The organism is Streptomyces atratus (assembly GCF_900119365.1).
Classification (GTDB): Bacteria; Actinomycetota; Actinomycetes; order Streptomycetales; family Streptomycetaceae; genus Streptomyces; species Streptomyces atratus_B.
The window spans coordinates 44132-58573 of sequence record NZ_FPJO01000036.1 but is presented as its reverse complement, the minus strand read 5'-3'; the positions used below and the strand labels follow the sequence as shown (position 1 = coordinate 58573).

The window sequence follows — 14442 nt, the reverse complement described above, 5'->3', positions numbered from 1 at the left end:
TGACCGCCGCGTTCACCGCCGCCGTGGCCGTACTGATCATCGCCTGCCCCTGCGCCCTGGGCCTCGCCACCCCCACCGCCCTCATGGTCGGCACCGGACGCGGCGCCCAGCTCGGCATCCTGATCAAGGGCCCCGAGGTCCTGGAGACCACCCGCCGCGTCGACACGATCGTCCTCGACAAGACCGGCACCGTCACCACCGGCCGCATGACCCTCCTCGACGTCCACACCGCCGACAACACCGACGAGACCGACGTACTCCGCCTCGCCGGCGCCCTGGAGCACGCCTCCGAACACCCCATCGCCCAGGCCGTCGCCGCCGGAGCCGCCGAACGCACCGGCACCACCCTCCCCACCCCCGAGGACTTCGCCAACATCGCCGGACTCGGCGTCCAGGGCATCGTCGAGGGCCACGCCGTCCTCGTCGGCCGTGAGCAGCTGCTCGCCGAGTGGGAGATCCACCTCCCCGTGGAGCTGGCCCGGCGCAAGGCCGAGGCGGAGGCCGCGGGCCGGACGGCCATCGCGGTGGCCTGGGACGGCGAGGCACGGGCGGTGCTCGAAGTCGCCGACGCGGTCAAGGACACCAGCGCGGAGGCCGTCGCCGGGCTCCGCGCCCTCGGTCTCCATCCCGTTCTGCTGACCGGCGACAACCGCGCCGTGGCCGACGCCGTGGCCCGTGCCGTGGGGATCGACGAGGTCCATGCCGAGGTCCTGCCCGAGGAGAAGGCGCACGTCATCGAGCGGTTGCGGGCCGAGGGCCGCTCGGTCGCCATGGTCGGCGACGGGGTCAACGACGCCGCCGCCCTCGCCACCGCCGACCTCGGTCTGGCGATGGGGACCGGCACGGACGCCGCGATCGAGGCGAGCGACCTCACCCTGGTTCGTGGAGATCTCAAGGTGGCCGCCGACGCGATCCGGCTGTCCCGGCGCACCCTGACCATCATCAGGGGCAACCTGTTCTGGGCGTTCGGCTATAACGTGGCCGCCTTGCCCCTTGCGGCATTTGGCCTGCTCAACCCTATGATTGCGGGAGCGGCGATGGCGTTCTCCTCAGTCTTCGTCGTGACGAACAGCCTGCGGCTGCGCGCCTTCACGTAATTTCCACAAGGAGATCCAGATCACATGGATTTCAGGGTAACCATCCGGCGGGTTCGTGAGTCTAAGAGTGCGATGCCAAGGATGTCTTGGGGGATGTCCGTCGGAGGGTCTTGGGGGACGCTCCGGGCAAGCGTTGGCCGGGGCACGTGCACCGGGGAGCTTTGAGCGGCCCTCCCGTGCGTACGTACCCCGGCAGATCGCACGAGCAGGACAAGTGAAGAGCGCAGTTCACAGCTAGTCGAGGAACGCAGGAGCTCCGGCTCCCACAGACGCCCGGCCGGATCCCGTGGGGGGAATCCGCTCCGGGACATGGGAAGCGCCTCGCTGTCGGCCCGTGGGGGGATCGATGGCGGGGCGCTTCTCCCTGTCGCTCGACGGTGGACACGCCGCCGGGCACGCAAATCGCCCCGGACACCGCGCTCTGTGCGAAAGCGCGGTACGCGGGGCGAAGTCGACCGGCCTCGGCGGCCGGGGTCGTGCGGGGGTTGTTACGGGGCTCAGCGGGCCTCGACCGGGACGAAGTCGCGCAGGACCTCGCCGGTGTAGATCTGGCGCGGGCGGCCGATGCGGGAACCCGGCTCCTTGATCATCTCGTGCCACTGGGCGATCCAGCCCGGGAGGCGGCCGAGCGCGAAGAGCACGGTGAACATCTCGGTCGGGAAGCCCATGGCCCGGTAGATCAGACCCGTGTAGAAGTCCACGTTCGGGTAGAGGTTGCGCGAGACGAAGTACTCGTCGGAGAGCGCGTGCTCCTCCAGCTTCAGCGCGATGTCGAGCAGCTCGTCGGACTTACCGAGCGCGGACAGCACGTCGTGGGCGGCGGCCTTGATGATCTTGGCGCGCGGGTCGAAGGACTTGTAGACGCGGTGGCCGAAGCCCATCAGCCGGACGCCGTCCTCCTTGTTCTTCACCTTGCGGATGAAGGAGTCGACATCGCCGCCGTTGGCCTGGATGCCTTCGAGCATCTCCAGCACCGACTGGTTGGCGCCACCGTGCAGCGGGCCCCACAGCGCCGAGATGCCGGCGGAGATCGAGGCGAACATGTTCGCCTGCGAGGAGCCGACCAGACGCACGGTGGAGGTCGAACAGTTCTGCTCGTGGTCCGCGTGCAGGATGAGCAGCTTGTCGAGCGCGGAGACGACGACCGGGTCCAGGTCGTACTCCTGGGCGGGGACCGAGAAGGTCATGCGCAGGAAGTTCTCGACGTACCCGAGGTCGTTGCGCGGGTAGACGAAGGGGTGACCGATCGACTTCTTGTAGGCGTATGCCGCGATCGTCGGCAGCTTGGCGAGCAGCCGGATCGTCGAGAGGTGGCGCTGCTCCTCGTCGAACGGGTTGTGGCTGTCCTGGTAGAACGTGGACAGCGCACTGACGACCGAGGACAGCATGGCCATCGGGTGGGCGTCGCGCGGGAAACCGTCGAAGAAGCGCTTGACGTCCTCGTGCAGCAGCGTGTGCTGGGTGATCTCGTTCTTGAAGGTCGACAGCTCGTCGACCTTGGGAAGCTCGCCGTTGATGAGCGTGTACGCGACTTCGAGGAACGTCGAGCGCTCGGCGAGCTGCTCGATGGGGTAGCCGCGGTAGCGCAGGATGCCCTGCTCACCGTCGAGGTAGGTGATGGCGGATTTATAGGCTGCGGTGTTGCCATATCCGCTGTCCAGCGTCACGAGACCGGTATTGGCCCGGAGCTTCCCGATGTCGAAGCCCTTGTCGCCGACGGTGCTGTCGATCACCGGGTAGGTGTACTCGCCGTCGCCGTACCGCAGTACTACAGAGTTGTCGCTCACGTCATCCCTCACCGACGTAGTGCCTCTTCTTCGAGGTTCCCTGACTGTCTCCACCCTCCCCCATTTGGCTCAGGAGAGTGCACTCGGGGTCGTCCATTGGACCTACTCGCGGCACTGAGTGCCGCGAGCTTACTCATCCTGCCCCCTCGGTTCCGGTTCCGGAAGGGCTGCGTGATGTTTCCCACCGATTTGATCGATCATTTTTTCCGCCGATCCTCCGCCCGAGCCCCCCGACAGCCGGTAATCCAGCGCCGTACAGCGTCTGCCCGCGGAAACCGTGCGGACCGCCTGGCCGATCGCCTGCCGTGAGCCGACCAGCACGACGAGCTTCTTGGCCCTGGTCACGGCGGTGTACAGCAGGTTCCGCTGGAGCATCATCCAGGCGCTCTTGGTGACGGGGATGACGACGGCCGGGTACTCGCTGCCCTGGGAGCGGTGGATCGTCATGGCGTACGCGTGGGACAGCTCGTCCAGCTCGTCGAAGTCGTAGCCGATCTCCTCGTCCTCGTCGGTGAGGACCGTCAGCCTCTGTTCGTCCAGGTCGAGGGCGGTGACGACGCCGACCGTGCCGTTGAAGACGCCGTTCTCCCCCTTGTCGTAGTTGTTGCGGATCTGGGTCACCTTGTCGCCGACCCGGAAGACCCGGCCGCCGAACCGCTTCTCGGGGAGGTTCGGCCGGCCCGGGGTGATGGCCTGCTGGAGGAGTCCGTTGAGCGTGCCCGCACCGGCCGGGCCCCGGTGCATCGGGGCGAGGACCTGTACGTCGCGCCGCGCGTCGAGGCCGAACTTGGCGGGAATACGACGGGCCGCGACGTCCACCGCGAGCACGCCGGCGTCCTCCGTCTCGTCCGCCACGAAGAGGAAGAAGTCCTTGAGGCCCTGAGTGAGGGGCGGTACGCCGGAGTTGATCCGGTGGGCGTTGGTGACGACACCGGACTGCTGGGCCTGGCGGAAGATCGTGGTGAGCCGGACCGCGGGAACGGGGCTGCCGTCGGCGAGCAGATCGCGCAGCACCTCCCCCGCACCGACCGACGGCAGCTGGTCGACGTCCCCGACGAGCAGCAGATGGGCACCGGGTGCCACCGCCTTCAGCAGCTTGTTGGCGAGCAGCAGATCCAGCATCGACGCCTCGTCGACGACGACCAGATCGGCGTCCAGCGGGCGGTCCCGGTCGTACGCGGCGTCGCCGCCCGGCTTCAGTTCGAGCAGCCGGTGCACGGTGGACGCCTCGGCCCCGGTCAGCTCGGAGAGCCGCTTGGCCGCCCGTCCGGTCGGCGCGGCCAGCACCACCTTGGCCTTCTTCGCCCGCGCCAGCTCCACGATCGACCGGACGGTGAACGACTTCCCGCAGCCGGGCCCACCGGTCAGCACCGCGACCTTCCGGCTGAGCGCGAGCCGGACCGCCGCCTCCTGCTCGGGCGCCAGATCCGCCCCCGTACGCGTGCCGAGCCAGGCCAGCGCCTTGTCCCAGTCCACGTCCGCGAAGGCCGGCATCCGCTCCTCGGGCGTCCGCAGCAGCCGCTGCACCTGGGCGGCGAGGGCGACCTCGGCGCGGTGGAAGGGCACCAGGTAGATGGCGGTGACGAGCTCGCCGCCCTCGGGCGAGGGCACCTTCTCCCGTACGACCCCCTCCGGGTCCTCGGCCAGTTCGGCGAGGCACTCGATGACGAGCCCCGTGTCGACCTGGAGCAGCTTCACGCCGTCCGCGATCAGCCGCTCCTCGGGGAGGAAGCAGTGCCCCTGGTCGGTGGACTGCGACAGCGCGTACTGCAGCCCGGCCTTGACCCTTTCCGGGCTGTCGTGCGGAATGCCCACCGCCTGGGCGATCTTGTCGGCGGTGAGGAAGCCGATGCCCCAGACGTCGGCGGCCAGCCGGTAGGGCTGGTTCTTCACGACGGAGATCGAGGCGTCCTCGTACTTCTTGTAGATACGGACGGCGATGGAGGTGGAGACGCCGACGCCCTGGAGGAAGACCATCACCTCCTTGATCGCCTTCTGCTCCTCCCAGGCGGCCGCGATCATCTTCGTCCGCTTGGGGCCGAGGCCGGGGACCTCGACGAGCCGCTTCGGTTCGTTCTCGATGATGTCGAGGGTGTCGACGCCGAAGTGGGTGGTGATCCGGTCGGCCATCACGGGGCCGATGCCCTTGATCAGCCCGGAGCCGAGGTAGCGGCGGATGCCTTGAATGGTGGCGGGCAGGATCGTCGTGTAGTTCTCGACGGTGAACTGCTTGCCGTACTGCGAGTGCGAGCTCCAGCGCCCTTCCATCCGCAGCGACTCACCGGGCTGCGCACCGAGCAGCGAACCGACCACGGTCAGCAGATCGCCCGCACCGCGACCGGTGTCGACGCGCGCGACCGTGTACCCGTTCTCCTCGTTGGCGTACGTGATCCTCTCCAGGACCCCTTCGAGGACGGCCATGTTCGGCTTGGGGTGCGTGGCGGACGTGGTGGACATGGGTGCGACGGTACCGGGCGGGGCTGACAGCGGGTGGGCCGCGCCGGAAGCCGGCCACCATGCACCGAGCCCGCGGCACCCCGTAACACTCGGTGTCATCGTGGTCGTATGGCTACCGAGCGCTTTTCGATCAGCATGCCGTCCGAGGTCCGCAACCGGATCAGAGAGCACGCCGCAGACGCCGGGCTCGATGTCTCCACGTTCCTCACGATCGCCGCACAGGCCCAGATGGACCAGCAGGACCGCGTCAGGAGGATCTTCAAGCCGTTCGAGGAGGCCCGCGCGGAGGCCGAGGAGAATGCTGGCACCGGCACCTGGGCCGGCGACGAGATCGAGTTGACCAGGGATGAACGGGCGGAGGTTGCCGCGATCCTCGGCCGCCCCCTCCCGCGATGAGGCCGCCGCGTGAACGTAGTCGTCTACGACACCGGCATGTTGATGGCGCTGGTGAGCCAGGACCGCCGGGCACACGTCCTGCACAAGGGTTTCGTCGCAGCCGGCGGACACCGGCCGATCGTCCCTGGTCCCGCCCTCTCGCAGGCCTGGCGGACAAGCCCGAAGACCGCCTACGAGTGGAAGCGAATCCTCGCCGACGTGGTCGTGCACCCCGGAACCAGGGCCCGCTTCCCCGTGGACCGGGTGCCCAGTTGTCTTCCCTGTGCGGGGGGCATGACCATCGAGAACTGGAAAACGATCGGCGACATGATCGGCACGGCCGCGCTACCGCCCAAGAAACGTCCCGACCCGGTGGATGCGCTGGCTGTCTTCGTCGCAGCCGCCCACGGCGGAGGCGCCGTGCTGACCTCCGACACCGACGACATCGAGGCGTACGCCACCACACTGCCCGGAGCCGATGTCTCGGCCGTGGCCATCTGACGGGCGAGTCCACTTGGCCGTGACGGTGCCCGTGGCTGCAACGGCCCGTGCCGGGAACGGTCAGCCGACCACGGACTCACCACCCTCGGCCGGACGAGGAACCAGTGGTCGATGGCCGCCACGGCCTGTACCCAGGCGGCACGGTAGAAGTCGTCGACATCGACCGTCCCCGGCTGGAACGGGGCCAGATACCGCCCCGCGTCCACCATCTTGCGGGCGTAGGCGAGGTTCGTGGTGAACGCCTCGAACCGGCTGGTGTTCGGCCTGGGAATGGCCGTCCGGTAAGCCCCCGCACTGTCACATGTTCGCCGAGCTGAGCTGCGTGAACAGGTTTCGTGACAGTCAGGGGGCTCGTCTAGCGCTTGGCCGACTCAGCGGTTGCCGATGTCTGGTTCTCGGCGCTGCGGCCGATTCCTGTCCGGATCGACCTTCGTCCCGCCCAGCCGCGCACCCCGGCTCTCCGCGACCCGCTTGACCTCCCGCAACGACTCGGTCAACCGGCTGGCCAGGAAGTGGAGTTCCGCCCCGGTGACCTTCCGGTCCCTCAGGAGGCCGACGGCGTGGCCGAGCAGGTCGCCCGCCATGCCGAGTTGGATGCTCTCGATGTCGTCCGCCATCCGCGACACGTAGCCGCTTCCGTCCCCGAGGACGTAACACGGCTTGTTCTCCGGCCCGGTCCACGGCAGCAGCCTGATCACGTCGGGCCTGTGCTCCTTGCCATTCACGCGGCGACCTCGACTCCATGGATGCGGCAGGGCCCTACGTCCACCCCGTGCACGGCGAGCCAGAGCGTGCGGCGGCGGGCGCGCTGACGCCTCTCCTCGGCGGCTGCCCAAGCCGCTTTCTCGGCCAACTGCCGTTCGTGCGCGATCAGGTACGGCCGGACGAGGGGGCTGTCCTCGCCGCGCGGTGGCCGCTCGCCGGTGCGGTAGGCGGTGGGTCCGCCTGCGTAGTCGCAGGAGTACGGGTACGCGTACGGGGCGGTGCCCCACTCCTGTCGATGTCGCGTCCTGGAACCAGTGTTCAGGAACCGCAGCAGCGGCTCGAAGAGTCGGGCGATAGCGTGCTTCACGTCAGCCTGCTTTCTCAGGGTGGCCACGCCCCCGGGCCGTTTACGGCGGTCGCGAGGGTCTTGCGCGGCGCATATCCGCTGCTTTCTGTAGCGAACTCATCACAGGGTGGGGTCATGGGTCGCTACGCTGCCAGGGGGGCGGGGATGACAGCGCGTCCGTCAAGACGGGGAGTTGGACCACGTGGGAACAGTGCGAAGGCCGCGTACGCCTCGGGAGAAGTACGGCGAGGAGCTGAAGCTGCGGCGTATCGCGGCGGGGCTGACGCAGGAGGCGCTGGGCGAGATGGTGGTCTGCTCGCCCACACTGATCAGTCATTGGGAGGCGGGGCGACGGCTACCGAAGCCGGATGACGCTCGGCGCATTGATGTCGCACTGGGCACCGACGGCTTCTTCGCCCGGTGGCTGGAGGACCTGGATTCGAAGTTCGCCCAGTTCTTCACAGCGGTGGCCGAGTTGGAATGTGAAGCCACGGAGGTACGCCTATACGGCCTGTCCCTCATCCCCGGCCTTCTCCAGACCGACGCATACGCTCGTGCCGTGTTCCAGGCGTATCGCCCCAACTACCGGGCGGATGAGCTTGACAAACTCATTGTCAACCGGATGGAACGCGGCCGGGTGCTGAGCAAGTCAATGACCCCCATCGCCTGGGCCCTTCTTGACGAGGCGTCGCTTCGACGGCGCATCGGCGGCCCGCAGGTCATGGCGGAGCAACTGCGTAAAGTCGCAGACATGGCGGAATCCGGGCGCTTGCGTCTGCACGTGCTGCCTTTCGCGGCAGGAGCGCACGCCCTTCTGGAGAGTGCGCTCTATCTGCTGGACTTCGCCGACGCCGCTCCGCTTGCATACGTCGAGGGGCTTCGCACAGGGAATCTGATGGACGATCCGACGTTGGTGGCTGCCTGTCAAGCGTCCTACACTCTCGCCCTGAGCGAGGCGGCCTCCCAACAGAATTCGGTGGGCCTCGTCAGGGCCATCGCAGAGGAGCACGAACATGCGCAGCATCAACCACACCGTCACTGATGCCAGGGCGCTGACCGGTTGGTTCAAGTCCAGTTACAGCGGGGGCTCCAACGGCGATTGTCTGGAGGCCGCCCGCGGCTACACCACCGTTCCCGTCCGCGACAGCAAGGCCCCCTCCGGCCCCGCCGTCGTCTTCTCCCCCGTCGGCTGGTCGTCGTTCGTCGAGGCGATCAAGGACGGCCGACTCAGCGCCTGACCCACGCCGTGCCCGGCGAACTCGTCCTCACCACAGCCAGGTTCGCCGGGGCGATGTCACGTGCGGGACAGAAACGCCTCCCGCAATTCCTGGTCCCGGAGGAGCCCAAGGGTCTCCTCCTCGCCGTCGAAGAGCAGATCCGCGGCCGGGTGGTCCGACTGGTGGAACATCGCGGCCAGGACATCCGCGAGCGGTCGGTTCCAGGCCACCCGGACGACTTCCGCTGCCTTGTCGTGCTGCCCTCGGTCCGTGGCGATGCGCCACAGCTCGATCGACTGCTTGGCGGTCCCGTAGGCCGTTCGTCGCCCGTTGACGAGGACACCGCGTGAGTTGAGTCCGAACACATCTATGCACGCCTCGCCTTGAGGCGTCAGTCCTTTGTACGTGCACAGCGGCAGCACCAGCCGCAGGTGACTCAGTGGGTCCTGGAGCGTGGGGTCGACAAGGAGCGGGCTGCCGTCCTCCCCGGATCGGGGAAAGGCGTTCCGCTTCTGGTTGCTGTTGCAGTACGCACAGGCCAGCAAGTGGTTGAGCCACTCGAAGGTACGCGCCGGGGCGAGGCTCTTCGGCTCGAAGTGGTCGATGTCCGTGCCCTGGCTGTCACCGCAGTACATGCAGCGCTGGTGGCCGGGCGCCATCTCCGCGAGGGTAGCGAGGAGACCTTCTCGTACATGTCTCCGTACGGTCGAATGAGCCCACAGATTTGCCGCTTTTACCTTGCGTTTCGACGCTGCGGCCTTCTCGATCTCCCGGGTGTACGTCTTCAGGTGCGCCGCCACGGCTGGGGGCAGGTCGGTGCGTCGCAGCCGGATCATTCCGCCTCACCCTCCTCTCCGTTCCGGATCTCCTCGGCGATGCGGTGAAGCCGAGCGGACGTTTCGACTACGCGCGCTGCGGGAGAACTGGCGAGCAGCCCCTTCAACGCCTTGTAGCGGGCGACGGTGTCCGGCGAGGTATCGCCGTCGTACACCTTGGATTCCAGGGCGCCGAACTCCGCGCGGGCGTGCTCGGCGCGTACGGAGTACGGGGTGTCCAGGCCGAAGAGTTCGGAGAGGACCGCGTCGTCACCGCTGCCGTAGACCACCCGCTCATACAGTTCCTCCGGTACGACCTCGGGCGCGGTGTCCTCGTCCACACCCGGCAGGCGGATCAGACCGCCAGGGTCGGCCGCCTGGCAGATGTACGGGCTGTGGGTCGTCACGATGAACTGGATGTTCGGGAAGTGCGAGGTGAGCCATGGGCCGATGCGGCGCTGCCAGGAGACGTGGAGGTGGGCGTCGATCTCATCGATGATCACGACACCGGGGACCTTGAGACGGCTGGGTCCGTCCCCGCTTCCGCCGAACACCTCGTCACCGAAGGTGTCGTGGATCTGCTTCAGGAGGTCGACGACGAGCGCGGCCACCGTGCGGAACCCGTCGCTCATCTCGCGCAAGGGGTAGCGATGCCCGTCCCGTGTAACCCACAGCCCCTCGGAGTCCACCTCTTCGACGCGGTAGCCGTCTGGGAGAAGCCCGTCGCCCAGAACCGAGAGCGCCGCCGCCTTCAGTTCTGCGGCGCCCTCCCTGCCTTCCAGCGCACGCAGATGCTGCTCGATGAGCCAAGCCACCCCTTCAGCCAGCGAGGCATCCCCGTGGAACAGGCTCACCTGCCGGGCCACCGGCCCGGAGGCCAGCATCAGACGCTGCACCTCGCCCGAGCCCCCAGCCATACGCCGGAACGGCCCGTACGCGGCACAGAACCAGCCCACCGGGTTGTCGGCCCAGGGGCCCTGCCAAGCAGGGCTGTCGCCTTCCGGCCTCGCGTCGTCCCTGATCTCGGTCAGCGCCGGCTGAGGACTTCTTCGCCCTCCGGCGCTCTCTGCGTGCTCTGTCCACTTCAGTCTTGTCCAGAATCTGTCCTGGGTGTATCCCGACGTCGTGAACTCATCGAAGGCCGGATCTGTGACGACCTCCGCCTGCGCAGTGCCGAACCCCTCCCACTCCCAGGTGACCCAGTTCTCAAAGTTCTGGACCAGACCACGGGCCGACGCCGGGCCACTCAGCGTCAGGGCGAGAGCTCGCAGCAGCGTCGTCTTCCCGGCCCCGTTGCGGCCTGCCAGGACCGTCCAGCCTGCGTGCGAGCCGTCCGGGCGAGTGAGCGTCAGGTCGACAGCGCGCAGGCCATGGAATGACTTGATGTTCTCGATGTACACGCGGGAGACATACATGGATGGCGGTTCCGTCCGGTATGGGAAGGGGGAGGTGCTACTCCGGTTCCGCGTCGGCCGGGACCTCGCCGCCGAGCGCCTCGGCGATCGCGGCAAACTCGCCGAGTTCGGCCTGGGCACCGTACAGGGCGGGAAACGGCCGGCGCCGACGGAGCACGCCGGGATTCGGAGCTGCCTTGGTCAGGTCCCGAAGCCGGTCGGCCACGCTGTTCCCACCCCACTGGTGCGTATCGTCAGGTGATCGATTCTACGAGGGGTGGGGTGGTCGGGCTCCAGGACTTCGCGGCGTTCATCTTTCGTGTGGGCCGTTTTCGTTTGGGCCGTCCGTGGTCGGTGCGGGTCCGAGGAGCCGGACATGCGGGTCCGAGGAGCCGGAAAGACGAAACGGGGCCCGGTCGAATGACCGGACCCCCCTCGCTTTCCCCCACCGTCAGGGCTTCCCGATCCCCCCAGATCCCTCCCCGGAAGCACCCGACGCCAGATACGACTCGGCTGGGTGCCGAACGGTTGCACGTCTTGACGATCTCTTTGCCTTGGTGGCAAAGCGCCCTGTCAGCAGGCGTGTTCGGCGTACCGGGACGCCACTTCCGCGAGGACTTCGGCGCCGTCGCGGGCCCAGAGGCCCTCGTTGAAGATCTCCACCTCGACCGGGCCGTCGAAGCCGGCGGCCTCGACCAGGGTGCGGAAGGCGCGGAAGTCCACCGATCCGTCGCCGAGTTGGCCGCGGCCGACCAGGACGCCGGCCGGGAGCGGGGTGATCCAGTCGGCCAGCTGGAAGGAGTGGATGCGGCCGCCCGCGCCCGCGCGGGCGATCTGTGCGGGCGCCTGGTCGTCCCACCAGATGTGGTACGTGTCGACGACCACCCCGACCTGGTCGGCGGGGAAGCGCTCCGCGATGTCCAGGGCCTGGGAGAGCGTGGAGACGACGCAGCGGTCCGAGGCGAACATCGGGTGCAGCGGTTCGATGGCGAGGCGTACGCCGCGTTCGGCCGCGTACGGGGCCAGTTGGCCCAGGGCGTCCGCGATGCGTTCACGGGCGCCGTGCAGGTCCTTGCTGCCCTCGGGGAGGCCGCCGGAGACCAGGACCAGGGTGTCGGTGGACAGGGCCGCCGCCTCGTCGATCGCGGCGCGGTTGTCGTCCAGGGCGCGGGCCCGTTCCGCCGGGTCCGGGGCGGTGAAGAAGCCGCCGCGGCAGAGGCTGGTGACGGAGAGGCCGGAGTCGGACAGGAGCCGGGCGGTGCGCTCGACGCCGTACGACTGGACGGGGGCCCGCCACAGGCCGACCTTGTCGATGCCCGCCTTGACGCAGCCCTCGGCCAGTTCGGGCAGCGACCACTGCTTGATGGTCTCCTGGTTGACGGAGAGACGGCCGTCGCTCATCGGGTGCCTCCGTTACCGCCGTTGACCGCGAGCAGGGCGCGCATCCGGGATTCGGCCAGTTCCGGGTCGGGGAACAGGCCCAGGCGGTCGGCGAGTTCGTACGCCTTCGCCAGATGCGGCAGCGAGCGGGCGGACTGCAGGCCGCCGACCATGGTGAAGTGGTCCTGGTGGCCGGCCAGCCAGGCCAGGAACACCACGCCCGTCTTGTAGAAGCGGGTGGGCGCCTGGAAGAGGTGCCGGGACAGCTCGACCGTGGGGTCGAGGAGGTCACGGAAGCCCTGGGTGTCACCCGTGTCGAGGACCCGTACCGCATGGGCGGCCAGCGGGCCCAGCGGGTCGAAGATGCCGAGCAGGGCGTGGCTGAAGCCCCGGTCGTCGCCCGCGATCAGCTCGGGGTAGTTGAAGTCGTCGCCGGTGTAGCAGCGGACCCCGCTCGGGAGGCGGCGGCGGACGTCGATCTCGCGCTCGGCGTCCAGGAGCGAGATCTTGATGCCGTCGACCTTGTCCGGGTGTTCCGCGATGACCTTCAGGAACGTGTCGGTGGCGGTGTCGAGGTCCGAGGAGCCCCAGTAGCCGTCCAGCGCGGGGTCGAACATCGGGCCCAGCCAGTGCAGGACGACCGGCTCGGACGCCTGGCGCAGCAGGTGGGCGTAGGTCTCCAGGTAGTCCTCGGGCCCCTGCGCCGCCGCGGCGAGCGCGCGGGAGGCCATCAGGATGGCCTGGGCGCCGCTCTCCTCGACGAGGGCGAGCTGCTCCTCGTACGCGGAGCGCACCCCGGCGAGGGTGGCCGGGCCGGTGAGCTGGTCGGTGCCGACGCCGCAGGCGATGCGGCCGCCGACCGCCTTGGCCTCGGCGGCGGAGCGGCGGATCAGTTCGGCCGCGCCGGCCCAGTCCAGGCCCATGCCGCGCTGGGCGGTGTCCATCGCCTCGGCGACGCCCAGGCCGTGCGACCAGAGGTGGCGGCGGAAGGCGAGGGTGGCGTCCCAGTCGACGGCGGCCGGCGAGTCGGGGCTGATGTCGGCGTACGGGTCGGCGACGACATGGGCGGCGGAGAAGACCGTGCGCGAGGCGAGCGGGCCGGTGCCGGGGGCCAGGTCGAGCGGGGTGGTGCGGGGTTCGTACGGACCCTGCGGGAGGTGGATGGTCACTCAGATCAGCTCCGGTGTGCCGTGCTCGGGACGGTTCTTCACAGCGACAGCTCCGGGACGTCGAGACGGCGGCCCTCGGCGTGGGACTTCAGGCCCAGCTCGGCGAGCTGCACGCCGCGGGCGCCGGCCATCAGGTCCCAGGTGTAGGGCTCGTCGAGGACGATGTGGCGCAGGAAGAGCTCCCACTGGGCCTTGAAGCCGTTGTCGAAGACCGCGTTGTCGGGGACTTCCTGCCACTGGTCGCGGAACGGCTCGGTGACCGGGAGGTCCGGGTTCCAGACCGGCTTGGGGGTGGCCGAGCGGTGCTGGACACGGCAGTTGCGGAGGCCCGCGACGGCGGAGCCGTGGGTTCCGTCGACCTGGAACTCGACGAGTTCGTCGCGGTTGACGCGGACCGTCCAGGAGGAGTTGATCTGCGCGACCGCGCCGCTCTCCAGCTGGAAGATGCCGTACGCGGAGTCGTCGGCGGTGGCGGCGTACGGCTCGCCCTGCTCGTCCCAGCGCTGCGGGATGTGCGTCTGGACGTGCGCCTGGACGGTGGAGACCCGGCCGAACAGCTCGTGGAGCACGTACTCCCAGTGCGGGAACATGTCGACGACGATGCCGCCGCCGTCCTGTGCGCGGTAGTTCCACGACGGGCGCTGGGCCTCCTGCCAGTCGCCCTCGAAGACCCAGTAGCCGAACTCGCCGCGCACGGAGAGGATCTCGCCGAAGAAGCCGCCGTCGATGAGGCGCTTCAGCTTCAGCAGGCCCGGCAGGAAGATCTTGTCCTGGACGACGCCGTGCTTGATCCCGGCCTCGCCGGCCAGCCGGGCCAGCTCCAGGGCGCCCTCGACGTCCGTGGCGGTGGGCTTCTCGGTGTAGATGTGCTTGCCCGCGGCGATCGCCTTCTTGATCGCCTCGACGCGGGCCGAGGTGACCTGGGCGTCGAAGTAGATGTCGATGGTGTCGTCGGCGAGGACCGCGTCGAGGTCGGTCGACCATTCGGTCAGACCGTGCTTCGCGGCCAGCTCCTCCAGCGCGTGGGCGCGGCGGCCGACCAGCACGGGCTCGGGCCACAGCACGTCCCCGTCGCCGAGGTCGAGGCCGCCCTGCTCGCGGATCGCGAGGATCGAGCGCACCAGGTGCTGCCGGTACCCCATGCGACCCGTGACGCCGTTCATGGCGATGCGCACTGTCCTGCGTGTCACGAAACTTCC

At 68.8% G+C, this 14442-nt stretch carries 15 protein-coding genes; 5 read left to right on the top strand and 10 right to left on the bottom strand.

From position 1 onward, the window contains the following. The coding region (locus tag BT364_RS34695; protein WP_143166600.1) for a heavy metal translocating P-type ATPase at positions 1–1097 on the top strand (1097 nt) is incomplete at its 5' end. A gap of 497 nt (positions 1098–1594) precedes the next feature. Here BT364_RS34695 and BT364_RS34690 read toward each other — a convergent pair. Next, positions 1595–2884 carry a citrate synthase gene (locus BT364_RS34690; protein WP_072489174.1) on the bottom strand — a complete coding sequence of 430 codons (1290 nt, stop codon included), beginning with the start codon at positions 2882–2884 and terminating at the stop codon, positions 1595–1597. Positions 2885–3013: 129 nt separating this feature from the next. Beyond that, positions 3014–5341 (bottom strand): SF1B family DNA helicase RecD2, encoded by a 2328-nt coding sequence (gene recD2 / locus BT364_RS34685; RefSeq protein WP_072489173.1) that lies wholly within the window; start codon positions 5339–5341, stop codon positions 3014–3016. A 108-nt stretch (positions 5342–5449) separates the two neighbouring features. On the opposite strand from recD2, the gene BT364_RS34680 reads away from it, so the two are divergent. Further along, positions 5450–5737, top strand: coding sequence for a type II toxin-antitoxin system HicB family antitoxin (locus BT364_RS34680; RefSeq protein ID WP_256260350.1), 288 nt, complete (start codon positions 5450–5452; stop codon positions 5735–5737). Positions 5738–5746: 9 nt separating this feature from the next. Beyond that, positions 5747–6217 (top strand): hypothetical protein, encoded by a 471-nt coding sequence (locus BT364_RS34675; RefSeq protein ID WP_072489172.1) that lies wholly within the window; start codon positions 5747–5749, stop codon positions 6215–6217. 371 nt (positions 6218–6588) lie between these two features. On the opposite strand, the gene BT364_RS34670 is transcribed toward BT364_RS34675, so the two are convergent. Together BT364_RS34670 and BT364_RS42055 are read right to left on the bottom strand one after the other, a co-directional pair. Beyond that, positions 6589–6912, bottom strand: a complete 324-nt coding sequence (locus BT364_RS34670) for a hypothetical protein (protein WP_256260351.1) — start codon at positions 6910–6912, stop codon at positions 6589–6591. A gap of 26 nt (positions 6913–6938) precedes the next feature. Beyond that, entirely contained in the window at positions 6939–7289 is a 351-nt protein-coding gene (locus BT364_RS42055; RefSeq protein ID WP_079179795.1) for a hypothetical protein, read from the bottom strand. 181 nt (positions 7290–7470) lie between these two features. Here BT364_RS42055 and BT364_RS34660 point away from each other — a divergent pair, with 181 nt between their 5' ends. Then, positions 7471–8310: a helix-turn-helix domain-containing protein gene (locus BT364_RS34660; protein WP_072489170.1), complete on the top strand. Its 840-nt coding sequence runs from the start codon at positions 7471–7473 to the stop codon at positions 8308–8310. Continuing rightward, the gene (locus BT364_RS34655; RefSeq protein WP_072489169.1) at positions 8282–8506 is read left to right on the top strand and encodes a DUF397 domain-containing protein; all 225 of its coding nucleotides are present in this window, start codon (positions 8282–8284) and stop codon (positions 8504–8506) included. The genes BT364_RS34660 and BT364_RS34655 overlap by 29 nt, the downstream gene beginning before the upstream one ends. Before the next feature lie 56 nt (positions 8507–8562). On the opposite strand, the gene BT364_RS34650 is transcribed toward BT364_RS34655, so the two are convergent. The 6 genes from BT364_RS34650 to BT364_RS34625 form a co-directional block, all read right to left on the bottom strand. Next, the gene (locus BT364_RS34650; RefSeq protein WP_079179797.1) at positions 8563–9144 is read right to left on the bottom strand and encodes an HNH endonuclease; all 582 of its coding nucleotides are present in this window, start codon (positions 9142–9144) and stop codon (positions 8563–8565) included. A gap of 173 nt (positions 9145–9317) precedes the next feature. Next, a complete protein-coding gene (locus BT364_RS34645; protein WP_107408384.1) occupies positions 9318–10715 on the bottom strand; it encodes an AAA family ATPase in 1398 nt (465 codons plus the stop codon). 37 nt (positions 10716–10752) lie between these two features. Then, positions 10753–10920 carry a hypothetical protein gene (locus BT364_RS42050; RefSeq protein WP_177328358.1) on the bottom strand — a complete coding sequence of 56 codons (168 nt, stop codon included), beginning with the start codon at positions 10918–10920 and terminating at the stop codon, positions 10753–10755. Positions 10921–11267: 347 nt separating this feature from the next. Beyond that, the gene (locus BT364_RS34635; protein ID WP_072489167.1) at positions 11268–12095 is read right to left on the bottom strand and encodes a sugar phosphate isomerase/epimerase family protein; all 828 of its coding nucleotides are present in this window, start codon (positions 12093–12095) and stop codon (positions 11268–11270) included. Continuing rightward, positions 12092–13243, bottom strand: coding sequence for a dihydrodipicolinate synthase family protein (locus BT364_RS34630; protein ID WP_072489166.1), 1152 nt, complete (start codon positions 13241–13243; stop codon positions 12092–12094). The genes BT364_RS34635 and BT364_RS34630 overlap by 4 nt, the downstream gene beginning before the upstream one ends. Positions 13244–13281: 38 nt before the next feature. Beyond that, complete coding sequence (locus tag BT364_RS34625; RefSeq protein WP_072489165.1) at positions 13282–14433, bottom strand: Gfo/Idh/MocA family protein; 1152 nt, start codon at positions 14431–14433, stop codon at positions 13282–13284. Positions 14434–14442: the final 9 nt, after the last annotated feature.